This is a genomic window from Dokdonella fugitiva, from assembly GCF_004342425.1.
Taxonomy (GTDB): Bacteria; Pseudomonadota; Gammaproteobacteria; order Xanthomonadales; family Rhodanobacteraceae; genus Dokdonella_A; species Dokdonella_A fugitiva.
Genome location: NZ_SLWQ01000001.1, coordinates 428,820 through 451,342, shown reverse-complemented (window position 1 = coordinate 451,342; position 22,523 = coordinate 428,820). Strand labels below are relative to the sequence as shown.

The 22,523-nt window shown below is 70.4% G+C and carries 22 protein-coding genes; 13 read left to right on the top strand and 9 right to left on the bottom strand.

Annotated elements, in window-relative coordinates; genetic code table 11:
- Positions 1 to 205: 205 nt before the first annotated feature.
- Positions 206 to 2,257 (bottom strand): sodium-translocating pyrophosphatase, encoded by a 2,052-nt coding sequence (locus EV148_RS01895; protein WP_131992620.1) that lies wholly within the window; start codon positions 2,255 to 2,257, stop codon positions 206 to 208.
- Positions 2,258 to 2,487: 230 nt separating this feature from the next.
- Positions 2,488 to 3,747: a 6-phosphofructokinase gene (locus EV148_RS01890; RefSeq protein ID WP_131992617.1), complete on the bottom strand. Its 1,260-nt coding sequence runs from the start codon at positions 3,745 to 3,747 to the stop codon at positions 2,488 to 2,490.
- Between the two features lie 151 nt (positions 3,748 to 3,898).
- Between EV148_RS01890 and EV148_RS01885 the strand changes: the two genes are divergently transcribed.
- The 6 genes from EV148_RS01885 (at position 3,899) to EV148_RS01860 (ending at position 8,499) form a co-directional block, all read left to right on the top strand.
- Complete coding sequence (locus tag EV148_RS01885) at positions 3,899 to 4,465, top strand: adenylate kinase (RefSeq protein WP_131992614.1); 567 nt, start codon at positions 3,899 to 3,901, stop codon at positions 4,463 to 4,465.
- Positions 4,466 to 4,502: 37 nt separating this feature from the next.
- A complete protein-coding gene (locus EV148_RS01880; RefSeq protein ID WP_131992611.1) occupies positions 4,503 to 5,027 on the top strand; it encodes a hypothetical protein in 525 nt (174 codons plus the stop codon).
- Positions 5,028 to 5,059: 32 nt separating this feature from the next.
- Entirely contained in the window at positions 5,060 to 6,508 is a 1,449-nt protein-coding gene (mpl, locus tag EV148_RS01875; RefSeq protein WP_131992608.1) for a UDP-N-acetylmuramate:L-alanyl-gamma-D-glutamyl-meso-diaminopimelate ligase, read from the top strand.
- A gap of 77 nt (positions 6,509 to 6,585) precedes the next feature.
- Positions 6,586 to 7,176 carry an LON peptidase substrate-binding domain-containing protein gene (locus tag EV148_RS01870; RefSeq protein ID WP_241987942.1) on the top strand — a complete coding sequence of 197 codons (591 nt, stop codon included), beginning with the start codon at positions 6,586 to 6,588 and terminating at the stop codon, positions 7,174 to 7,176.
- A gap of 101 nt (positions 7,177 to 7,277) precedes the next feature.
- Positions 7,278 to 7,700, top strand: coding sequence for a VOC family protein (locus tag EV148_RS01865; protein WP_131992606.1), 423 nt, complete (start codon positions 7,278 to 7,280; stop codon positions 7,698 to 7,700).
- A 73-nt stretch (positions 7,701 to 7,773) separates the two neighbouring features.
- Positions 7,774 to 8,499 (top strand): 2OG-Fe(II) oxygenase, encoded by a 726-nt coding sequence (locus EV148_RS01860; protein ID WP_241987941.1) that lies wholly within the window; start codon positions 7,774 to 7,776, stop codon positions 8,497 to 8,499.
- A gap of 24 nt (positions 8,500 to 8,523) precedes the next feature.
- Here the strand turns inward: EV148_RS01860 and EV148_RS01855 are convergent, their stop codons facing one another.
- From EV148_RS01855 to thiE, 4 genes are all read right to left on the bottom strand, one after another.
- Complete coding sequence (locus EV148_RS01855) at positions 8,524 to 9,174, bottom strand: helix-turn-helix transcriptional regulator (protein WP_131992600.1); 651 nt, start codon at positions 9,172 to 9,174, stop codon at positions 8,524 to 8,526.
- Between the two features lie 8 nt (positions 9,175 to 9,182).
- Positions 9,183 to 9,836: a hypothetical protein gene (locus EV148_RS01850; RefSeq protein WP_131992597.1), complete on the bottom strand. Its 654-nt coding sequence runs from the start codon at positions 9,834 to 9,836 to the stop codon at positions 9,183 to 9,185.
- A 100-nt stretch (positions 9,837 to 9,936) separates the two neighbouring features.
- Positions 9,937 to 11,229: a glutamate-1-semialdehyde 2,1-aminomutase gene (gene hemL, locus EV148_RS01845; protein ID WP_131992594.1), complete on the bottom strand. Its 1,293-nt coding sequence runs from the start codon at positions 11,227 to 11,229 to the stop codon at positions 9,937 to 9,939.
- A complete protein-coding gene (thiE, locus tag EV148_RS01840; RefSeq protein WP_131992591.1) occupies positions 11,226 to 11,864 on the bottom strand; it encodes a thiamine phosphate synthase in 639 nt (212 codons plus the stop codon). Before thiE ends, hemL begins: the two co-directional genes overlap by 4 nt.
- A gap of 89 nt (positions 11,865 to 11,953) precedes the next feature.
- Between thiE and EV148_RS01835 the strand changes: the two genes are divergently transcribed.
- Complete coding sequence (locus EV148_RS01835) at positions 11,954 to 12,154, top strand: rubredoxin (RefSeq protein ID WP_131992588.1); 201 nt, start codon at positions 11,954 to 11,956, stop codon at positions 12,152 to 12,154.
- Positions 12,155 to 12,180: 26 nt separating this feature from the next.
- Here EV148_RS01835 and EV148_RS01830 read toward each other — a convergent pair whose 3' ends face one another.
- Entirely contained in the window at positions 12,181 to 13,734 is a 1,554-nt protein-coding gene (locus EV148_RS01830; RefSeq protein ID WP_131992585.1) for a DUF6798 domain-containing protein, read from the bottom strand.
- 137 nt (positions 13,735 to 13,871) lie between these two features.
- Between EV148_RS01830 and EV148_RS01825 the strand changes: the two genes are divergently transcribed.
- The gene (locus EV148_RS01825) at positions 13,872 to 14,861 is read left to right on the top strand and encodes a Stealth CR1 domain-containing protein (RefSeq protein ID WP_199222713.1); all 990 of its coding nucleotides are present in this window, start codon (positions 13,872 to 13,874) and stop codon (positions 14,859 to 14,861) included.
- 255 nt (positions 14,862 to 15,116) lie between these two features.
- Here EV148_RS01825 and EV148_RS01820 read toward each other — a convergent pair whose 3' ends face one another.
- Entirely contained in the window at positions 15,117 to 15,557 is a 441-nt protein-coding gene (locus tag EV148_RS01820) for a DUF192 domain-containing protein (RefSeq protein ID WP_131992579.1), read from the bottom strand.
- 24 nt (positions 15,558 to 15,581) lie between these two features.
- Positions 15,582 to 16,517, bottom strand: coding sequence for a carbohydrate kinase family protein (locus tag EV148_RS01815; RefSeq protein ID WP_131992576.1), 936 nt, complete (start codon positions 16,515 to 16,517; stop codon positions 15,582 to 15,584).
- A 384-nt stretch (positions 16,518 to 16,901) separates the two neighbouring features.
- On the opposite strand from EV148_RS01815, the gene EV148_RS01810 reads away from it, so the two are divergent.
- The 5 genes from EV148_RS01810 (at position 16,902) to rodA (ending at position 22,520) form a co-directional block, all read left to right on the top strand.
- Positions 16,902 to 17,948, top strand: coding sequence for a rod shape-determining protein (locus EV148_RS01810; protein WP_131992573.1), 1,047 nt, complete (start codon positions 16,902 to 16,904; stop codon positions 17,946 to 17,948).
- A gap of 97 nt (positions 17,949 to 18,045) precedes the next feature.
- Positions 18,046 to 18,984 carry a rod shape-determining protein MreC gene (gene mreC / locus EV148_RS01805; protein WP_131992571.1) on the top strand — a complete coding sequence of 313 codons (939 nt, stop codon included), beginning with the start codon at positions 18,046 to 18,048 and terminating at the stop codon, positions 18,982 to 18,984.
- Positions 18,981 to 19,469: a rod shape-determining protein MreD gene (gene mreD / locus EV148_RS01800; protein WP_131992568.1), complete on the top strand. Its 489-nt coding sequence runs from the start codon at positions 18,981 to 18,983 to the stop codon at positions 19,467 to 19,469. Before mreC ends, mreD begins: the two co-directional genes overlap by 4 nt.
- Positions 19,470 to 19,488: 19 nt before the next feature.
- Positions 19,489 to 21,402, top strand: coding sequence for a penicillin-binding protein 2 (mrdA, locus tag EV148_RS01795; RefSeq protein WP_131992565.1), 1,914 nt, complete (start codon positions 19,489 to 19,491; stop codon positions 21,400 to 21,402).
- Entirely contained in the window at positions 21,399 to 22,520 is a 1,122-nt protein-coding gene (gene rodA, locus EV148_RS01790) for a rod shape-determining protein RodA (protein WP_131992562.1), read from the top strand. Before mrdA ends, rodA begins: the two co-directional genes overlap by 4 nt.
- The last annotated feature ends 3 nt before the right edge of the window (positions 22,521 to 22,523 follow it).

The following is a 22,523-nucleotide window of genomic DNA, read 5'->3' as shown; positions in this document are numbered from 1 at the left end:
GAAGAGCGGAGGCGGGAAGCTATCCCGTCGTCGTCCCGGGACCCAGCAGCCTTCGGCCTGGCACGGACAGCTCGATTCCGGCTCGCGCCGGAATGACGATGTTCTTGCCTTGCGTGTTTGCTCAGGATGCGCCGCGTCGCCGCATGACGAGCCAAAAACGAAGGCCGCCCGAAGGCGGCCTTCCGATTCGCGTCATGCGCGGCCGTTACAGCAACGGCACGAGCAGCAGTGCGACGATGTTGATGATCTTGATGAGCGGGTTGACCGCCGGGCCGGCCGTGTCCTTGTACGGGTCGCCGACGGTGTCGCCGGTGACCGCGGCCTTGTGTGCATCCGAGCCCTTGCCGCCGAAGTTGCCGTCCTCGATGTACTTCTTCGCGTTGTCCCACGCGCCGCCGCCGGTCGTCATCGAGATCGCGACGAACAGGCCCGTGACGATCGTGCCGATCAGCAGGCCGCCGAGTGCCTGCACGCCGGCCATCGGCCCGCCGATGAAGCGGAAGCCGAACGCGACGATGATAGGCACGAGCACGGGCAGCAGCGACGGCAGCATCATCTCCCTGATCGCGGCCTTGGTCAGCAGGTCCACCGCCTTGTCGTACTGCGGCTTGCCGGTGCCGTCCATGATCCCCTTGATGTCGCGGAACTGGCGGCGCACCTCCTCGACGACCGCGCCGGCCGCGCGGCCGACCGCTTCCATCGCCATTGCACCGAACAGGTACGGGATCAGGCCGCCGATGAGCAGGCCGATGATCACGTAGTGGTTGGAGATGTCGAACGTGAAGACCTGGTCGGGATGCTCGACGCCGAGCTTGTGCGTGTAGTCGGCGAACAGCACGAGCGCGGCGAGGCCGGCCGAGCCGATCGCGTAGCCCTTGGTGACCGCCTTGGTCGTGTTGCCGACCGCATCGAGCGGGTCGGTGACCGCGCGCACTTCCTTCGGCAGCTCCGCCATCTCGGCGATGCCGCCCGCGTTGTCGGTGATCGGGCCGTAGGCGTCGAGCGCGACGATCATGCCGGTCATCGACAGCATCGCGGTCGCCGAGATCGCGATGCCGTACAGGCCCGCGAGGTGGTACGCGCCCCAGATCGCCGCGCACACCGCGATCACCGGCCACGCGGTCGACTTCATCGAGATGCCGATGCCGGCGATGATGTTGGTCGCGTGGCCCGTCGTCGACGCCTTCGCGACGTGGCGCACCGGGCCGTACTCGGTCGCGGTGTAGTACTCGGTGATGACGACCATGGCGCCGGTGAGGACGAGGCCGATCACCGCGCAGCCGAACACGTTCATGGCGCCGTAGGCCGAGGTCGCCATCAGCTGCGTGGTGACCGGATAGAACGCGATCAGCGCGAGCACGCCCGAGACGATCACGCCCTTGTACAGCGCGGTCATGATCTTGCCGCCGCCGTGCTTGACGAAGAACGTGCCGATGATCGAGGCGACGATCGAGACGCCGCCGATCACGAGAGGGTAGAGCACCGCATTCGCGCCGGCGTCCTTCGCCATCACGCCGCCGAGCAGCATCGTCGCGATCAGGGTGACCGCGTAGGTCTCGAACAGGTCGGCGGCCATGCCGGCGCAGTCGCCGACGTTGTCGCCGACGTTGTCGGCGATCACCGCCGGGTTGCGCGGGTCGTCTTCGGGAATGCCGGCCTCGACCTTGCCGACGAGGTCGGCGCCGACGTCGGCGCCCTTGGTGAAGATGCCGCCGCCGAGGCGCGCGAAGATCGAGATCAGCGACGAGCCGAACGCGAGGCCGACGAGCGCATGCAGCGCCTGGTCCTCGGTCCGGCCCATGTGCATGAGCGTGACGTAGTAGCCGGCGACGCCGAGCAGGGCGAGGCCGACGACGAGCATGCCGGTGATCGCGCCGCCGCGGAACGCGACGCCGAGCGCGGCCGGGATGCCGCTGCGCGCGGCTTCGGCCGTGCGTACGTTCGCTCGCACCGAGATGTTCATGCCGATGTAGCCGGTAAGGCCGGACAGGATGGCACCGAGGGCGAAGCCGATCGCCGTCGGCCAATCGAGTGCGAAACCGATCACGACGAGCAGCACGACGCCGACCAGCGCGATCGTGCGGTACTGGCGATTGAGGTAGGCGCGCGCGCCTTCCTGGATCGCCCCCGCGATCGCCTGCATGCGTTCGTTGCCCGAAGGCTTGGCGAGGATCCAGCGGATCGACCATCCGCCGTACAGGATCGCGAGCACCGCGCACGCCAGCGCGATCGTCAAACCGTGTTCATGGAACAGCATCGAACCCTCCCTTGACTCACAGGACTAGACAGGAAAACCCCGGGAAACAGCGCGGCAACTCCGCCCGAGTATAGCCATGCCCCGAAGCCGCGCGCATTGGCGCGGCGCAGCACGCCGCCGTGTCCGTGCGCACGGGATTCCGCGCATCGCGCGCGCCGACCGCGCCAGCCCCGCGCGGCGGGCAGGCCCCGCGACCGGCGGCGGCGCGACGATCGCCGCGCGCCGGCGGATCAGTCGGCGATCTCGTAACGCGGCAGCTTGCGGCGCACCGCTGCGTTCCCGAGGCGCACGTAGTCGGGCAGGCCGTCGCGCAGGTACTTCGGCGGGTCCTCGCCGCGGATCAGCGGCTCGAGGTAGCGGCGCGCGGCCGCGGTGATGCCGTAGCCGTCGCGGGAAATGAAGCCCTTCGGCAGCGTCTTCTCGTGGTTGGCGACACGCTCGAGCGGGGCGGGTTCGATCTTCCAGCGGTATGGCGCGTCGGACGTGCGCACGATGACCGGCATGACCGCGTTCCTGCCCGCGAGCGCGTACTCGACCGCGGCCTTGCCGACCGCCCACGCCTGCTCGGCATCGGTCTTCGAGGCGAGATGGCGCGCCGAGCGCTGCAGGTAGTCGGGCAGGGCCCAGTGGTACTTGTAGCCGAGCTTCTGCCTGACGAGCTGGGCGAGCACGGGCGCGACGCCGCCGAGCTGCGCATGGCCGAACGCATCGCGCGTGCCCGCTTCGGCGAGGAACTGGCCGGCGGCGTTCTTGAGCCCCTCCGACGCGACCACGGTGCAGTAGCCGACGCGCTCGACGGTCGCCTTCACGCGCGCGAGGAACGCGTCCTCGTCGAACGCGACCTCGGGGAACAGGATCAGGTGCGGCGGGTCGCCCGCCTTGCGCGCGGCGAGGCCGCCCGCGGCCGCGATCCAGCCCGCATGCCGGCCCATCACCTCGACGATGAACACCTTCGTCGACGAGGCGCACATCGATTCGACGTCGAGGCTCGCCTCGGCCACCGACACCGCCGTGTACTTCGCGACCGAGCCGAAGCCGGGGCAGCAGTCGGTCACCGCGAGGTCGTTGTCGACCGTCTTCGGCACGCCGACGACGTTGACCGGATAGCCGAGCTCGCGCGCGATCTGCGAGATCTTCAGCGAGGTGTCGGCCGAGTCGTTGCCGCCGTTGTAGAGGAACCAGCGGATGTCGTGCGCCTTCAGCACCGCGATCAGGCGTTCGTACCGCGCGCGGTCCTGCTCGAGCGACTTCAGCTTGAAGCGGCACGAGCCGAACGCGCCGCCCGGCGTATGGCGCAGCGCCTTGATCGCCGCGGCGCTTTCCTTCGACGTGTCGATGAGGTCCTCGCGCAGCGCGCCGATGATGCCGTTGCGCGCGGCGAGCACGGGCACCTTGCGCCGGCGCGCGGTGTCGATGACCGCGGCGGCGGTCGCGTTGATGACCGCGGTGACCCCGCCCGATTGCGCGTACAGCAGCTTGCCCTGGCTCATTCCTGCTCCTTTTCTCCACGTTCCGGCGCGGCCGGCGTGGTTTGACACCATTCAGGCCAGCCGCTAGCGTTGTCGCCATTCTAGGCGCGCCGAGGGGTGCGTCGCGTTCCCCATCGTGAGCATGAGCGCCGCGAGGCGCCATCGGAGCACCATGCGACTCGTTCTACTCGGCGCGCCCGGTTCGGGCAAGGGCACCCAGGCCGAGCTGCTCAAGGCCACGCTCGGCGTGCCGCACGTTTCCACCGGCGACCTGCTGCGCGCCGCGGTCAAGGCCGGCACGCCGCTCGGCCTCAAGGCCAAGGCGGTCATGGAAGCCGGCCAGCTCGTCTCCGACGACATCGTGCTGGCGATGCTCGAGGAGCGCCTCGCGCAGCCGGACGCGAAGGCCGGGTTCATCCTCGACGGCTATCCGCGCAACGTCGCGCAGTGCGCCGCGCTGGAGAAGCTGCTCGAGCGCATCGGCCAGTCGCTCGAGGTCGCGATCAAGCTCGACGTGCCGAGCGAGCTCATCGTCGAGCGCATCGCCGGCCGCGCCGCGGCGCAGGGGCGCAAGGACGACACGCCGGAAACCGTGCGCGAGCGCCTGCGCGTCTACGCCGAGCAGACCGAACCCGTCGCGGCCCACTTCGCGGAGATCGGCAAGCTCGTCGTCGTCAACGGCGTCGGCGAACTCGCCGAGGTGTCGGCGCGCATCATCGCCGCGCTGCCGCGCGCCTGACCCGACGCGGCGCGACGCGCGCCGCCACGCCGCGCGCATGGACGGACGCCCCGCTTCCCTCGCCGCCCGGGTGATCGGGTTGTGCCTGCTGCGCACGCCGCCGCAGGACCTGCCGCATGCACCGCCACTCGTCGTCGGCTTCGCGGTGGCCGGAATTACCCTCGCGACCCTCGTCGGCTTCCTCGTCGGCGAAGCGGACGAGCTGCTGCCGCGTGCGCTCGTCTCCACCGGCGTGCTGCTCGGCTTCAGTGCGACCGCACTGGCGGTGCGCCGCCTCGGTCATCGCTGGGTGCAGACGGCAACGGCCCTGCTCGCGACCGATCTCGCCGTGTCGCTCGTGCAGACGCCGTTCCTGCTCGCAATGCTGCCGATCGCCGATCCCCCGACCGCGGCGCAGGCACTGCTCGGCTGGGTGCTCGTGCTGACATTCTTCTGGCAGCTCGGCATCAATGCGCACATCATGCGCCACGCGATGGACGCGGGCTTCGGCTTCGCGCTCGTGCTCGTCGCGACCTGGGCGATCGCGAACTGGGCGCTGGCCCGCCTGCTGCTCGGCGCCTGAGCGGCGAAGACACGTTACGGAGACATCGCGTCTTGAAGCTGCACATCCTCGGCATCTGCGGCACCTTCATGGGTGGCATCGCCGCGCTCGCGCGCGAACTCGGCCACGAGGTCGAAGGCTCCGACGCGAACGTCTATCCGCCGATGTCGACCCAGCTCGAACGGCTGGGCATCGCGCTGAAGCAGGGCTTCGCCGCCGAGAACCTCATGCCGCCGCCGGACCTCGTCGTCGTCGGCAATGCGATGACGCGTGGAAACGCGGCGATCGAGTACATGCTCGACGAGCGCCTGCGCTACGTCTCGGGTCCGCAATGGCTCGGCGAAACCGTGCTCGCCGGGCGCCGCGTGCTCGCGGTCGCCGGCACGCACGGCAAGACCACGACGACGTCGCTGCTCGCGTGGATCCTCGAATGCGCCGGTCGCGCCCCCGGCTTCCTCGTCGGCGGCGTGCCCGCGAATTTCGGCGTGTCGGCGAGGCTCGGAGGCAAGCCTTCCCTCACGCCACCGTCGGCATCCGCCGACGGTTCCCCCCTCTCCCGCTCCGCGGGGGAGGGACGGTCGCCGACGCCTGCGGCGGCGGATTTCATCATTGAAGCGGACGAATACGACACCGCCTTCTTCGACAAGCGCTCGAAGTTCGTGCACTACCGTCCGACGATCGCGATCCTCAACAACCTCGAATACGATCACGCCGACATCTTTCCCGACGTCGCCGCGATCCAGCGCCAGTTCCACCATCTCGTGCGCACGGTGCCGCGCAGCGGCCGCCTCGTCGTCAACGCCGAGGACGCGCGCCTCGCCGAGGTGCTCGCGATGGGCTGCTGGACGCCGGTCGAGACATTCGGCATCGACGCCGGCGACTGGCGCGCGCGGCTCACCGCAGCCGACGGTTCGTCGTTCGTCGTCGCGCATGCGGGGCGCGAGCTCGGCGAAGCGAGCTGGTCGCTGGGCGGCCGGCACAACGCGATGAACGCGCTCGCCGCGATCGCCGCCGCGCATGCGGCCGGCGTCGAGGCCGCGACCGCGATCGCCGCGCTTGCGACCTTCCGCAACGTCGCGCGACGCATGGAACTCGTCGCGGAACATGCGGGCATCCATGTCTACGACGATTTCGCGCACCATCCGACCGCGATCGCGACGACGCTCGCGGGACTGCGCGCGAAGGTCGGCGCCGCGCGCATCCTCGTCGGCATGGAGCCGCGCTCGAACTCGATGCGCATGGGCGCGCATGCGGACGACCTCGCGCCGTCGCTCGCCGACGCGGATGCGGTCGTGTTCCTCAAGCGACCGGAACTGCCGTGGGACGCCGGGCGCATCGTCGATGCACTTGGCGGGCGTGGCCGCATCGTGGCGAGCGTCGACGCGCTCGTCGCCGACCTGCTCGCGCAGGCACGCGCGGGCGATCACGTCGTGTTCATGTCCAATGGCGGTTTCGAGAACGCGCCGCGCCGGTTCGCGTCCGCCCTTGCCCAACGCCGCTGAAGGCGCCGCCAGGTTCCCGCCGGGCAAACGGCAGGTGCGGGCGCGCGATCCGGCATCGACTTCGCTAGACTGGCCGCGTGCCGCTCGTCGATATACCGCTGTTCCCGCTGTCCGCCGTGCTGTTCCCCGGCGGACCGCTCAACCTTCGCATCTTCGAACGCCGCTACCTCGACCTCGTGCGCGACTGCGCGCGTGACGGCAGCGGATTCGGCGTCTGCCTGATCCTCGCCGGGCGCGAGGCGGGCGACCCCGCGGTGCCGGCGGCGATCGGCACGCTCGCGCGCATCACCGACTTCTGCACCTTGCCCGACGGCCTGCTCGGCATCAGCGCCGAGGGCGGCGAACGCTTCCAGGTCGCGACGACGCGCGTGCGCGACAATGGCCTCGTCCACGGCGAAGTCCGCTTCTGGCCGGACGAGCCCGGCGTCGAGGTGCCGCCCGAGCACGGCCTGCTCGCGACGATCCTCGAGCGACTGCTCGACCAGGTCGGCGGCGCCGCGGCGAAGGTCGACCGCGCGCGCTACGACGACGCGAGCTGGGTCGGCTTCCGCCTCGCCGAAATGTTGCCGCTCGCGCAGCCGGAGAAGCAGCTCCTGCTGCAGATGACCGACCCGGTGCAGCGCCTCGAACAGCTGCAGCACTACATGCCACGTTTCCAGCGCGGTTAGGGCGCGCTCGCGCGCATCGTCGAGCGCATCGGTTTTGGACGACAATGCGGGTCGACCACATCCGGCCGCCAGCCGCGATGCGAGCCTGCGAGGAATCCACCATGAAATACCTGCACACGATGATCCGCGTGCACGATCTCGACGCTGCGTTGACGTTCTTCTGTGACGGCCTCGGCCTGCGCGAGATGCGCCGCAAGGAGAACCCGGCCGGCAAGTTCACGCTCGTCTTCCTCGCCGCCGACGAGTCGCCGGACGCCGAGATCGAGCTCACGTACAACTGGGGCTCGGACGAGGACTACGGGTCGGCGCGCAACTTCGGCCACCTCGCCTTCCGCGTCGACGACATCTACGCGACCTGCGCCCACCTCGCCGCGATGGGCGTGGTCATCAACCGGCCGCCGCGCGACGGCCACATGGCCTTCGTGCGCTCGCCCGACCTCATCTCCGTCGAGCTGCTGCAGAAGGGCGATCCGCTGCCGCCGGCCGAGCCGTGGGCGTCGATGCCGAACTCCGGCAGCTGGTGACGCGCAAGAAGCGGAGCGCGCGGCGGCGTCGTCGCGCGGGATGATCGCGTCCCCGTTCGCCACAGGACCGACCGTGCCCGCTTCCGTTCCATCGCCGCCCGACGCGGCACTCCACCTGTTCGACCGCGCGCGCATCGAGCGCGCACTCGATGCCGACGGCTTCGCGCACGTCGCCCGCTTCCTCGAGGCGGCGAGCTGCCGCGAACTCGCTGCGTGCTACGACGACGATGCGCGCTTCCGCAGCACGATCGCGATGGCGCGCCATGGTTTCGGCCGCGGCGAGTACCGGTATTTCGCCTATCCGCTGCCGGCCGCGCTCGCGCAGTGGCGTGCGGCGTTGTACGAGCGGCTCGTGCCGATCGCCAACCGCTGGCATGCGGCGATGGGCCTGGCGGACGACTTCCCGCCGACGCATGCGGACTTCCTCGCGCGCTGCCATGCGGCCGGCCAGCGCCGGCCGACGCCGCTGCTGCTGCGCTACGGGCCGGGCGACTACAACTGCCTGCACCAGGACCTCTACGGCGCACACGTGTTCCCGCTGCAGGTCGCGATCCTGCTGTCGCAACCGGGTGAGGACTTCGACGGCGGCGAGTTCGTGCTGACCGAGCAGCGCCCGCGCATGCAGTCGCGTGCGCAGGTCGTGCCGCTGTGCCGCGGCGATGCGGTCGTGTTCGCGGTCAACCAGCGTCCCGTGCAAGGCTCGCGCGGCCCCTATCGCGTCGCGATGCGCCATGGCGTGAGCCGGCTGCGCCGCGGCCAGCGCCATACCCTCGGGCTGATCTTCCACGACGCGACCTGACGCGCCGCGTTGCCGCGCGCGGTTTCAGCGCTCACCGCGCGGCCCGAGGCGGAAGCGGCAGGCATGGCCGCCGCGCACGAGGCATTCCAGGTGCTGCACGGGGCGGCCGGTCGCCGCTTCCATGAACGCGAGATCGAAGCGGCACACGTCCGGATGCGCCTTCGCGAGCGCATGGAACACGCAGTTGTACGCCTCGACCTGCGTCTCGCCGTCGCGACGCACCGCGAGCGCCTCGTAGCCGAGCGCATCCAGCTGCTCGGCGAGCGCGCCCGCGGCCTCGTCGTCGTCGACCGTGGCGATGCGCTCGGCCGCGGCGGCGCCGAGTTCGCGCCCGATCGTCGCGAGCAGCGCCTGCACGCCGGCCTTGCCGCTCGCGGCGTAGAGATGTTCGAGCACGCTCGTCGCGATCAGGCCGTAGTGGCGCGGGAACAGTTCGCGCCCCTCGGCCCGCAACACGTAGCGCGCCTGCGGGCGCCCGCCGCTCGGCAGCGCGACGCCGCGCTCGACGAAGCCGGCGGCGATCAACGCGGTCAGGTGCTGCCTGACCGCGTTGTGGCTGATGCCCAGCGTGTCGCAGAGCGTCTCCACGGTCGCGCCTTGCGGCGCGAGCAGCAGCCGGCGCAGCAGGCGTTGCTGCGTGGGGCCGAGCTGTGCGAGCGCGCTGGCGTGCTTCATCGCCGCGCTCAGCTCGCCTTGGCCGGGAACTGCCTGGCGATGCCACCCGCGAGCGCATCGGCAATCGTGTCCATGTGCGCCTGCATCGCGCTCCAGGTCTTCGCCGCGGCGGCGCCATCACCCTTCATGATCTCGCCGACCAGTTGCGCGTGATGGCCGGCGTGCGTGACGAGCAGGCCTTTCACGGCGCTCTCGGCGAGGTTCGGGTTGGCGCCGGAAAGGAACTTCGCGATCGCGTCCGCATTCGCGGTGAGGTCCTGCATCGCCTTCGCGCCCGCTGCGTCATCGCCGGCCTTGCCGGCATCGGTGAGAGCCTTCACGCCGCCCCAGTGGCCGGCGAGGAGTTCGAGCATGCGCTTGCCCGCGGCATCGCCGTAGAAGCCGCCGACGGCGTCGGCGATCTGCTTGGCATTGGCGACGACCGCGTCGGCCGCCGTCTTCGCGGCGCCCGCGTCGGCGGCCTTCACCGCGTTCGCGTAGTCGCGGGTGGTACGGGCATGGCCTTGCCAGAGTTCGCGCATCGCCGCGTGCAGCTTCGGTGCAGCGGGTGCGGCCGCCGGTGTGGCCGCGGACGCCGCCTGCGCCGTCGTCGCGCAGCACGGCACCACGACGAAGCCGAATGCCAGCGCCAGCGCGCCGACGAGGGTAAGGATCGTTTTCATCGGTAGGTTCCTCGAAGGGTCCGCCATGTGACGGAACACCATCGTGCCGGCCGCGGCCGGATAGTAAACCCACCTATGTGCAAAGTCCGCCGGCAGGGCGTCAGCCGGCCGTGGCGGCGTCCCTGAAGGCTGCGCGCGCGGCTTCGATCGTGGCCGCAATGACCTCATCCGTATGCGCGATCGAGACGAAGCCCGCCTCGAACGCGCTCGGTGCGAGATAGACGCCGCGCGCGAGCATCGCGTGGAAGAAGCGGTTGAACGTCGCGACGTCGCAGGCGGTCGCCTGTGCATAGGTTTCCACCTTCGCCGCGTCGGTGAAGAACAGGCCGAACATGCCGCAAATGCGATTGATGGCGAGCGGCACGCCGGCTTCCGCCGCGGCCGCGGCGAACCCGTCCGTGACGAGCCGGGTGCGGCGATCGAGCTGCGCGTGGAAGTCCGGTGTCCGGACCAGGTCGAGCATCGCGAGGCCCGCCGCCATCGCGACCGGATTGCCGCTCAGGGTGCCGGCCTGGTAGATCGGCCCCGCGGGTGCGACCTGCTGCATGATCTCGCGCCGGCCGCCGTAGGCGCCGACCGGCATGCCGCCGCCGATGATCTTGCCGAACGTGCTGAGGTCGGGCGTGATGCCGTAGTGCGCCTGCGCGCCGCCGAGTGCGACGCGAAAGCCGGTCATGACTTCGTCGAAGATGAGCAGCGCGCCATGCTTCGTGCACAGCTCGCGCAGCGCGGCGAGATAACCGTCGCGCGGCAGGATGCAGTTCATGTTGCCGGCGACCGGCTCGATGATCAGCGCGGCGATCTCGTCGCCGTGCTCGGCGAACAGCTGCTGCGCGGCCCCGAGGTCGTTGTACGGCAGGGTCAGGGTGAGGTCGGCGAGCGCCTTCGGCACGCCGGGCGAGGTCGGCACGCCGAGCGTGAGCGCGCCCGAGCCCGCCTTCACGAGGAACGCGTCGCCGTGGCCGTGGTAGCACCCTTCGAACTTCACGATGCGCTGGCGGCCGGTGTAGCCACGCGCGAGGCGGATCGCCGACATCGTCGCCTCGGTGCCCGAATTGACCATGCGCACGACCTCGACCGAAGGCACGATCGCCGCGATCGCCTCGGCCATCGTCACTTCGGCCGCGCATGGCGTGCCGAACGAAAGGCCGTCGCGCACCGCGCGCTCGACCGCTTCGCGCACGCTCGGGTGGTTGTGGCCGACGATCATCGGGCCCCATGAGCCGACGTAGTCGATGTAGCGCGTGCCTTCGACGTCCCAAAGGTACGCGCCGTCGGCGCGCGCGGTGAAGAACGGTTCGCCGCCGACCGACTTGAACGCGCGCACGGGCGAGTTCACGCCGCCGGGGATGCGCGCCTGCGCGCGCTGGAACAGTTCGTGGTTGGTCGTCATCGTCGGCTCGGATCGGATTCGAAGAGGTCGCTGAAGCGGCGCGCCGCCGCGCGCACGTCGCGCGCGCCGAACAGCGCCGAGATCACCGCGACGGCGTCGGCGCCGGCGTCGATGAGTCCCGGCGCATTGTCGTGCGTGATGCCGCCGATCGCCACCAGCGGCAGGCCGAACGCCTTCGCCTCGCGCAGCAGGCGCGGCGTCGCGACGCGCGCGTGCGGCTTGGTAGGCGAGGCGAAGAACGCGCCGAAGGCGAGGTAGTCGGCGCCGGCCGCGGCGTAATGTCGCGCCCGTTCGAGCGAGTCGTAGCAGGACACGCCGATGATCGCGCGCACGCCGAGCCGCGCGCGCGCCGCGGCCGGCTCGACGTCGTCTTCGCCGAGGTGCACGCCGGCGGCGCCGGCGGCGAGCGCGAGGTCGACGTCGTCGTTGACGATGAGCGGCACGGCGTGGCGCGCGCAGAGCGCCTGCAGGGCGCGTGCCTCGTCGAGCCGGCGCGGCGCATCGGCGGTCTTGTCGCGGTATTGCAGGAGCCGCGCGCCGCCGCCGAGCGCTGCCGCGCAGGCGTCGAGCAGATCAGGACGCGGGCCGTCGCTGATCGCGTAGAGTCCGCGCAGGCAGTGGTCGTGGGTGGTCATCGAGGGCGTCGTCCTTGCCGGCGTGCTTTCGCGCGTGCGCGCAAGCTGCGAGAATACAAGGCCTTTCGTTCCCGACCGCCGTTCCCGCAATGTCCGATACCGCCTCCGCCGCCGTCGACGCGCCCTACCGCACCTTCATGTGCGTCGTCTGCGGGTTCATCTACAACGAAGCCGAAGGCTGGCCTGCGGACGGCATCGCGGCCGGTACGCGCTGGGAAGACGTGCCCGAGACCTGGACCTGCCCGGACTGCGGCGTGACCAAGTCCGATTTCGAGATGGTCGAGATCTGAGCCACGCGGTGGCGCGCCGGCCCGCCTCACGGGTCGAGCGCGACCACGCGGTAACCATCGTTGCGGTAGAGCTCGCGCCCCTGCAGCGGGCTCGCCGCGGGTACGACCGCCGTGTGCACGCCGTAGTCGCGCTCGAGCTGGCGGAACCCCTCCGGCGGCAGCCGCGCATAGGCCGCGTCGAGTTCCTCGGCCACGTCGCGCCGCGTCGAGGCCGTCGGCAACCCGTGCGCGGTGACCGCATCGAGGCGGCGCATCCACTCGGCGAGGCCGGCGCCACCATCCGGATTGATCTTGAATTCGACCACGGTCGAGCGATCGCTGCGCGCGGTGAAGCCGATCTGCCCCGGCGGCGTCACGTACGGTCCCGGCGGGCCATGGCGACGGATCCAGCGCGTGACATCGCCCCAGTCGGTCGCGGCCTGCGCTTCGTCGACGAAGCGCAGCGACGGCGGCGCACCGCGAACGAAGCCCGCGACGATCGCGCCGGCGCCGAACAGCAGGGCGAGCGCGAGCGGCCAGCGTTCGCGCCGCTCGCGCGGCAGCGGCGGATTGGACAGCAGCGCCAGCGCGGCGAGCACGGGCACGAACATGCTCAGGCGCAGCAGTTGCAGGCGGGCGATCCAGCCCGTGTGCAGTACGTAGTAGTCGAGGTAGTGCACGAGGGCCAGCAGCATCAGGCAGGCCACCACCTGCAGCAGCGGGCGGAAGCGTTCGCCACGCGCGTCGGCGCGCGCGCGCCAGCGCCGCCACAGCATCGCGAATGCGATGCCGTACAGCGCCACGGCGGCGACGCGGTCGGCGCGGAATTCGAAGTGCTGCGGCATGCGGAACGCGACGTCGTCGGTGCGGGCGATGCCGTCGACGAGTCCCGCCTGCAGCAGCGCCCAGACGTCGAGGAGCGCGGGGCTCGCGATCGCGAGCGCTGCGGCGAGGCCCGGCAGCCAGCGACGCGGCAGCCGCACGACGCCGTCGGCGATCGCGATCGAGCCGAGCACGATGAGCCAGACCGCGCCGATCTGCAGATGGACGAGCGCAGTCGCGCCGGCGAGCGCGAACGCGAGGTTCCAGCGTCGGCGTACGAGCGCGTCGATGCCGAACAGGATCAGCGCGTGGGCGAACGTCGGCGGCATGATCGGGCCGTTGCCGAGGAAGCGGTTCGCCTCGACGCCGCGGTCGAGCCAGGCGAGGCCGATCGCGATCGCGATGCCGAGCAGCAGGCGCCGCGCGGGCGCGAGACCGAGCATGCCGCCGAGGCGCCAGAGGCCGGCGAAGATCGCGGCGAGGCCGGCCACCGTGAGCAGGGCGAGCGCGCCGTTCTCGCCGAACGGGATCGCCAGCATCGCCGCGATCCAGGTGAAGACGTGGTGATGGTGGAAGCGGATCGAGATGCCGAAATCGCCGGGCAGGTAGGCGGGATCGAGGATGCGGCGCATCACCGGCAGCAGGCCGGCGTGGTTCTCGCTGCCGAGGTGGATGCCGTGGTCGAGCGCGATCGCGAGCGCGGTGCACGCGGCGACCATGCCGCTCGCACGGAGCGCGTCGGACGCGCGCGTCCGGCCGGGATTGGAATCGTGGGGCATGGCGCGTTCCGTTCGGGGTGCGACATGCTATCCGCCGCGGCCCGGGGATGTCTCCGCGCGCACCGCTCCGGCACACTACGGGACTTCGGGACGGCCCAGCCGCGGGTCGCCACCAGCGCGCGCGGAGTCCGCACGACATGAACATCGATGCCGTCATCCCCTGGGTCGACGGTGCCGACCCGGCGCATCGACAGCGCCTGGAGGCCCATCTGGCGAGCCGCGGCGGAGGCCGTCCGCCGGCCGCGCGGCCGACGCGCTTCCACGACGCCGGCGAGCTCGACTGGTGCGTCGCCTCGATCTTGCGTTTCGCGCCGTGGTTCCGCCGCATCCACGTCGTGACCGACCGGCAGGAGCCGGCGCTCGTCGCGCGCCTGCGCGGCACGCCCGCGGCCGCGCGCGTGCGCGTCGTCGACCACCGCGAGATCTTCGCCGGCCACGAACACTGCCTGCCGACGTTCAACAGCCGCACGATCAGCGCGGTGCTCTGGCGCATCCCGGATCTCGCCGAGCACTACGTCTGCTTCAACGACGATTTCATGATCCTGCGGCCGATCGAGCCGGCCGCGTTCTTCCGCGATGATCGCGTCGTGCTGCGTGGCGCCTGGCATGCGCAAGCGGGCGCGAGCGCGCTCGCCGGCCTGCGCCGGCTGTTCAAGCGCGCGCGCGGCGATGCGGTCGGGCGCGCGGGCAACCGCGAGGCGCAGGAACTCAGCGCGCGCCTGGCCGGCTTCGGGCGGCGCTATTTCCGCCTGCCGCACGTGCCGTATCCGTATCGCCGCGCGACGCTGCAGGCGTTCTTCGCCGCGCATCCGGACCTGCTCGGGCGGCAGCTCGCGCATGCGCTGCGTTCGCCGGAGCAATTCCTCGCCGAGAGCCTCGCCGCCCACCTCGAGATCGCCGCCGGCCATGCGGCATTCGACGACGACCTGCGCGTCGTCCAGCTCAAGCCCGGCGAGCAGCGCGAATGGCGCCTTCGCGCGAAGCTGCGCGCCGCGGACCGCGACGCGCGCATCGCGTTCGCATGCGTGCAGAGCCTGGATCAGGCGTCGGCCGCGCTGCAAGCGGAGATCGCCGCCTGGCTCGACCGGCGCATCGGGCGGGTCGCCCAGGTGCTTGCGGGCGGGTGAGCGCACGCTGCCCGCGCGGCGCCCCCTCGCGCCCCGATCGCGTCATCCGCGCGACACGCGCGTGGCATCCACGAGCGCTCCAATGGCGCCGTCCAAACGAGGAGGCTGCCATGCGCGTGTTCTTTCCGATCGAAGACGCCGTCGTCGACGACGCGACGGGCGTGCTCGTGCCGTACCGCTGCGGCCTCGCCTGCGCCAACGAACTGCGTGGCGAGCTCGTCCTGCGCGATGGCGTATGGAGCGAGCGGCCGGCGTTCAGCGCTGGATCGTCAGCTCGTCACCCGGAGACACGCCCAGCTTGCGCGCCTGGCCCGCGTTGAGCTCGAGCACGTAGCGGGCCGGCGCGCCGCTCGAATAGGCCGGGCAGGGGTCGGCCTCGCACGGTGGCACGTCGTGCTGCACGCTGACGAGGCGGCGGTCGGCGTCGAAGAACAGCATGTCGAGCGGGATCTTCGTGTTCTTCATCCAGAACGCGCGCGGGATGTCGTCCTGGAACACGAACAGCATGCCGTGGTCGGCCGCCATCTCGGTGCGGTCCATGAGGCCGTGTTCGCGCGTGGCGTCGGTCTCGGCGATCTCGACCGAAAAGCGCTGGCCCTTGAGCTCGACGTGAGGGCCGGAAGCCGCGCAGGACTGGATCAGTGCGCCGAAGGCGACGGTGGCGACGATACGCGTGAACAGGGACGGATGATTCATCGATGGATCTTCTGCGAGGGGGACTCAGCCGAGCGCGTAGCCGAACTGCTGGCGGAACTGGTCGGCGAATTCGGCGTAGCTGAAACGCTGGTTCTGCGTGCCCGGGTGCTCGATCTTCAGCGTGCCCATCAGCGAGGCGATGCGGCCGATGGTCGGCCAGTCCATGTCGCGCATGAGGCCGAAGATGAGTCCCGCACGGTAGGCGTCGCCGCAACCGGTCGGATCGACGACGCGGCGCTCCTGCGCGGGCGGGATCGCGTGCGTCTTGCCGCCGACGTGGATGGTCGAGCCTTTCGGACCCTGCGTGACGATGTACGCCTCGACGCGCTGGGCGATCTCGGCCGCGCTCCAGCCGGTGCGCTGCTGCAGCAGCTGCGATTCGTAGTCGTTGACGATCGCGTAGTCGGCCTGCTCGATCATCGTGCGGAACTCTTCGCCGGAAAACAGCGGCATCGCCTGGCCCGGGTCGAAGATGAAAGGGATGCCCTTCTCGGCGAATTCGCGCGAGTGCTGCAGCATGCCTTCGCGGCTGTCCGGCGCGACGATGCCGAACGTGACGCCCTCGACGTCGCGCACGTGGTGCTCGTGCGAGTTGAGCATCGCGCCCGGGTGGAACGCGGTGATCTGGTTGTTGTCGAGATCGGTGGTGATGAAGCACTGCGGCGTGAACAGGTCCTCGAACACGCTGACGTGGTCGAGGCGGATGCCGCACTGCTTCATGTGCTCGCGGTACGGACCGAAGTCCTGGCCGACCGCGGCGAACGGGATCGGGTCGTCGCCGAGGAGCTTGAGGTTGTAGGCGATGTTGCCGGCGCAGCCGCCGAACTCGCGGCGCATGCGCGGCACCAGGAACGACACGTTCAGGATGTGCACCTGGTCGGGCAGGATGTGCTTCTTGAACTGGTCCTGGAACACCATGATGGTGTCGTAGGCGAGCGAACCGCAGATCAGTGCAGACATCGGGGCTTCCGGAAAGACGGTGGGCAGGGAGCGCCCGCGGCGCCCAAAACCGGAGAAGCTTACCGGGCGGGGCGCCGCTCGGGAATCCTCGCGCGCGGGCCGGCCGGCCGCGGGTCGTGCCGCCGCGGCCGCAAGCGCCGTCGCGGCAAGGGTTTCTTAACTCGAATGTCCTTGCCCACGCATCGGCGCACGACTAAAATCGCGCGCTTTTCCTGCATTTGGAGCGCCCGCGAGGGCGTCTCCGACGCACACGGAACGTGCGGCCGGCCGGCCAACCTGGCCGGACCGGACGCGGCCTGCACGCCGCGGCCATCGCATGCGAACGGGGCAGGACGTCCCGCCCTCGCACCCCACCGGAATTCCAGCAAGGCTCGCGCCGCACACATGTTCAAAGGTCTCCGCGGACTCTTCTCCAACGATCTCTCGATCGATCTCGGCACCGCCAACACGCTGATCTACGTGCGTGGCCAGGGCATCGTGCTCAACGAACCGTCGGTCGTGGCGATCCGCCAGGACCGCGGCCCCGGCGGCCCGCGTTCGATCGCGGCGGTCGGCGGCGATGCCAAGCTCATGCTCGGCCGCACGCCGGGCAACATCATCACCAAGCGTCCGATGAAGGACGGCGTCATCGCCGACTTCACGATGACCGAGGAGATGCTCAAGCAGTTCATCCGCAAGGTGCACCGCGCGCGCATGTTCCGGCCGAGCCCGCGCGTGCTCATCTGCGTCCCGTGCGGCTCGACCCAGGTCGAGCGCCGCGCGATCAAGGAGTCGGCCGAATCGGCCGGGGCGCGCGACGTCTACCTGATCGAGGAGCCGATGGCCGCGGCGATCGGCGCCGGCATCCCGGTGCACGAGGCGCGCGGCTCGATGGTGCTCGACATCGGCGGCGGCACGTCCGAGGTCGCGGTGATCTCGCTCAACGGCATCGTCTACTCGGCCTCCGTGCGCATCGGCGGCGACCGCTTCGACGAAGCGATCATCAACTACGTGCGCCGCAACCACGGCACCCTGATCGGCGAGTCCACCGCGGAAAAGATCAAGGTCGAGATCGGCTGTGCGTTCCCGCAGTCGGAAGTCAAGGAAATCGAAGTCTCCGGCCGCAACCTCGCCGAAGGCGTGCCGCGCATGTTCACGGTCAACTCGAACGAAGTGCTCGAGGCGCTGCACGAGCCGCTGTCGGGCATCGTCAGCTCGGTGCGCAGCGCGCTCGAGCAGACGCCGCCGGAACTGTGCTCTGACGTCGCCGAACGCGGCATCGTGCTCACCGGCGGCGGCGCCCTGCTGCGCGACATCGACCGCCTCATCTCGGAGGAGACCGGCCTGCACGTGCACGTCGCCGACGACCCGCTCACCTGCGTCGCCCGCGGGGGCGGCCGCGCGCTGGAGCTGATCGACCTGCACGGCAGCGATTTCTTCGCGCCCGAATAGCCGGGAATGGGAATGGAGAATCGGGAATGGTAGCGGCGCCCGCTCGTACGATCCCCGCTCTTCCATTCCCCATTCCCGATTCCCCATTCCCCGCACCATGCGCACCGACAATGCCACCACGCTGTTCGCCGAGGGCGCGGTCAGCACGTTGCGGCTGATCGTCTATCTCGCCTGCGCGATCGGCCTCATGGTGCTCGACCATCGCGGCAACTACCTCGAGTCAGTGCGGCGCGCGGGCGGCCTGCTGATCGAACCGGTGTACCGCCTCGCCGCGCTGCCGGCGAACCTCGCGCGCGCGACGCGCACCGCGGTCGCGACGCAGGACCAGCTCGCCAGCGAGAACCGTGCGCTGCGCGAGCAGCTCCTGTTCGCACAGGCACGCCTCAATCGCCTCGACGCGCTGGTCGCGCAGAACGCGCGCCTCAAGGCGCTGCTCGACGCGCAGAAGAACCTCGGCCTGACCGTGCAGTTCGCGCGCCTCATCGACGTCGACCTCGACCCTTACCGGCATCGCATCGTGCTCGACGTCGGCGCGAGCCAGGGCATCGAGGTCGGCCAGCCGGTCATCGACGCGCAGGGCGTAATGGGGCAGGTCGTCGAAGTGTTGCCGAACAGCTCGATCGCGATGCTTATCACCGATGCGACACACGCGATACCGGTCGTGGTCGAACGCACCGGCTTGCGCACGATCGCCTACGGCAGCGGCGCGATCGACGAACTGCAGCTGCCGACGATCCCGATCAGCGCCGACGTGAAGGTCGGCGACCGCCTGCTTACCTCGGGCCTCGGCGGTCGCTTCCCGGCCGGCTTTCCCGTCGGCGAGGTGCGCCAGGTCGGCCAGGACAAGAGCGGCATGTTCATCGCCGCGGTCGCGCGGCCCGCGGCGGCGCTCGACCGCAGCAGCGAAGTGCTGCTGCTGCGCGACCAGCCGCAGCCGTACGGGCCGCCGGCGCCGCAGGACGAGGTCGGCCCGCCGGCCGAACTCGCCGGTCCCGCAGCCGATGCGGCGGCGCCGGCACGGGCGCCGACGCCATGAGTCGCCTGCGTGCGCGCAGCTGGCTCTTCGCCGGCAGCATCGCCTGCGCCTTCCTGCTGCAGCTGATGCCGTTGCCGCCGCTGGTCGAGCCGTTCAAGCCGTACTGGATCGGCCTCGTGCTCGTCTACTGGGCGATCGAGACGCCGGAGCGTGTCGGCCTCGGCTTCGCGTTCCTGCTCGGCGTCGCCGCCGACCTGCTGGTCGGCGAACTGCTCGGCGAACAGGCGCTGCGCCTGCTCGTGATCGCGTTCATCGTACTGCGCTTCCGCGCGCGCCTGCGCTTCTTCCCGGTCTGGCAGCAGTCGCTCGCGTTGCTCGCGCTGCTCCTCAACGACCGCATCGTCATGCTCATGGCACGCGGCTTCTCCGGCGAACCGATGCCGCCGGTGTCGTTCTGGTTCGCGCCACTGACCGGCACGCTCGCGTGGCCGTTCGTGTTCCTGCTGTTCGACGACCTGCGCGCCCGCCTGCGTGCGCACGAATGAAGGCGGGCGAGCGATGCGCATGCGCAGTTCCCGCGTCCGCGAAGGCCGCTACAAGCCGCTGAAGGAAGCGCGCCACGAAGAAGCGCTGTTCCGCCGGCGCGCGCTCGCCGGTTTCCTCATCATCGTCGTCTGCCTCGTCGCGCTCGGCGCGCGCTTCTCGTTCCTGCAGATCGCGCGGCACGAGGAGTTCAGCGCCCGCTCCGATGCGAACCGCGTCCTCACCCGCCCGCTCGCGCCCGCGCGCGGCCTCATCTACGACCGCAACGGCGTCCTGCTCGCCGAGAACGTCGCCGCGTTCCGGCTCGAGATCACGCCCGAGCAGGTGCACGACCTCGCGGCGACGATCGAACGTCTCGGCGAGGTCGTGCCGATCAGCGAGGACGACGTCGATCGCTTCAATGCGCTGCGCAAGGGCAAGCGGTCCTACGAGGGCACGCCGATCCGCCTCAAGCTGTCGGAAGAGGAGATCGCGAAGTTCTCGGTCAACCGCTGGGCCTTCCCCGGCGTCGACGTCGTGCCGTACCTGACGCGCTCCTATCCGCTCGGCGAGGAGTTCGCGCACACGGTCGGCTACGTCGGTCGCATCGACGCGGACGACCTGGCCAAGCTCGACAAGGGCGAGTACGCGGGCACCACGCACGTCGGCAAGACCGGCATCGAGCGCTACTACGAGGAGCGCCTGCACGGCGAGGTCGGCTACGAGAAGATCGAGGTCAATGCCGATCACCGGCCGATCGGCGAACCGCTCTTCCGCGTCGCGCCGAAGCCGGGCGAGAACCTCTACCTCAGCATCGACGCGCGCCTGCAGGAGGCGGCCGAGGCCGCGTTCGAGGGCCGCGCCGGTGCCGCGGTCGCGATCGACCCGCGCAACGGCGAGGTGCTCGCGATGGTGAGCGTGCCGAGCTTCGACCCGAACCTGTTCGTCAACGGCATCGCCAGCGTCGACTATGCCGCGCTGATCGAGGCCGACGACAAGCCGCTGTTGAACCGCCTGCTGCGCGGCAACTACGTGCCCGGCTCGACGATGAAGCCGTTCGTCGGCCTCGGCGGCCTCGAACTCGGCCTGCGCCGTCCCGAGGACACCGTACTCTCGACCGGCGAATTCTTCATACCGGGGCAATCGCGCGCGTACCGCGACGACGTGCGCGGCGGCCAGGGTCGCGTCGACCTCGTGCAGGCGATCGCCAAGTCGGTCAACACTTACTTTTATTCGCTCGCGCTCGACATGGGCATCGACCGCTTCAGCGGCTTCATGACGCGCTTCGGCTTCGGCCAGCCGACGGGCATCGACCTCATGGGCGAGGGCAGCGGCGTGCTGCCGTCGCGCGAATGGAAGCGCGGGCGCTTCAACCAGCCGTGGTATCCCGGCGAGACGGTCATCGCCGGCATCGGCCAGGGCTACTGGGTCGTGACGCCGCTGCAGCTCGCCAACGCCGTGTCGACGCTCGCCGCGCGCGGCGTGCCGCACGCGCCGCACCTGTTGCGCGCGGTGCAGCGGGGCGTCGATGCGAAGATCGAGCCGCTGCCGCCGCCACCGCCGCGCGAGAACGTGATCGAGCGGCCGGCCAACTGGGCGGCCGTGCAGCAGGGCATGCTCGAGGTCGTGCGCAGCGGTACCGCGCGCGGCATCGACGCGGGCTTCCCGTATCCGATCGCCGGCAAGACCGGCACCGCCGAACGTTACTCGCGCACCGGTACCGAATGGACGAGCATCAGCGCGAGCCCGATCGAGCGCCATCAGGTCCTGTTCGAGGCGTTCACGCCGGCGGACGACGCGCGCGTCGCGGTCATCGTCGCGCTCGAGGCCGGGCGCAGCGGCGCGCACGACGCCGCGCCGATCGCGCGCAAGATCCTCGACGCCTGGCTACCCGGCGACCAGCAGCGACAGGCCGAGCTCGGCGCCGGCGGCAGCGAAGGAGCGGCATCGCGATGATCGACGACCTGCTGCACGAATGGCGCCATCGCCTCGCCTCGATCTGGCGCAAGCCGCGCCTCGACCTGCCGTTGCTCGGCGCGCTGCTGCTGCTCATGGGCGTCGGGCTCGCGACCTTGTACAGCGCGAGCGACCTCGACCGCGGCCTGGTGGTCTCGCAGGCGCTGCGCTTCGCGCTCGGCCTGCTGCTCATGATGATGATCGCGCGCGTGCCGCCGCTGACCTTGCGCAACTGGACGCCATGGCTGTACGCGGCGAGCGTCGTGCTGCTCGTGATCGTCGTGATCCACGGCGAGGGCCGCGGCGCGAATCGCTGGCTCGACCTCAGGATCGTGCGCTTCCAGCCGTCGGAGCTGCTCAAGCTCACGATGCCGATGATGATCGCCTGGTACCTCAATGGCCGCCCGCTGCCGCCCGGCTGGGGCACGCTCGGCGCCGCCGGCGCGCTGATCGCGGTGCCGGCCGTGCTGATCGCCAAGCAGCCCGACCTCGGCACCGCGTTGCTGATCACCGCGAGCGGCGCGTTCGGCATCTTCCTGTCCGGGCTCGCCTGGTGGCGCATCGGCGCGCTGCTCGCCGCGTTCGCCGGCATGGTGCCGGTCGCCTGGCATTTCCTGCACGAGTACCAGCGCAATCGCGTGCTCACCCTGCTCGATCCGGAGGCCGATCCGCTCGGCAACGGCTGGCACATCATCCAGTCGAAAATCGCGGTCGGCTCGGGCGGGGTATGGGGCAAGGGCTGGCATCACGGCACGCAGTCGCGGCTGGAGTTCCTGCCGGAGCACACGACCGACTTCATCTTCTCCGTGTTCGCCGAGGAATGGGGGCTCGTCGGCGTACTGCTGCTGCTCGCGCTCTACGTCTTCATCATCGCGCGCTGCCTGTGGATCGCCGCCGAGGCGAAGGACACCTATGCGCGCCTGCTGGCCGGCGCGATCAGCATGTCGCTGTTCGTCTACGTGATGGTCAATGGCGGCATGATCACGGGCATGCTGCCGGTGGTCGGGGTGCCGCTGCCGCTGGTGAGCTACGGCGGCACCTCGGCGGTGTCGCTGCTCGCGGGGTTCGGCGTGCTCATGTCGATCCACGCGCACCGCAAGGTGCTCGCGGTGCAATAGCGG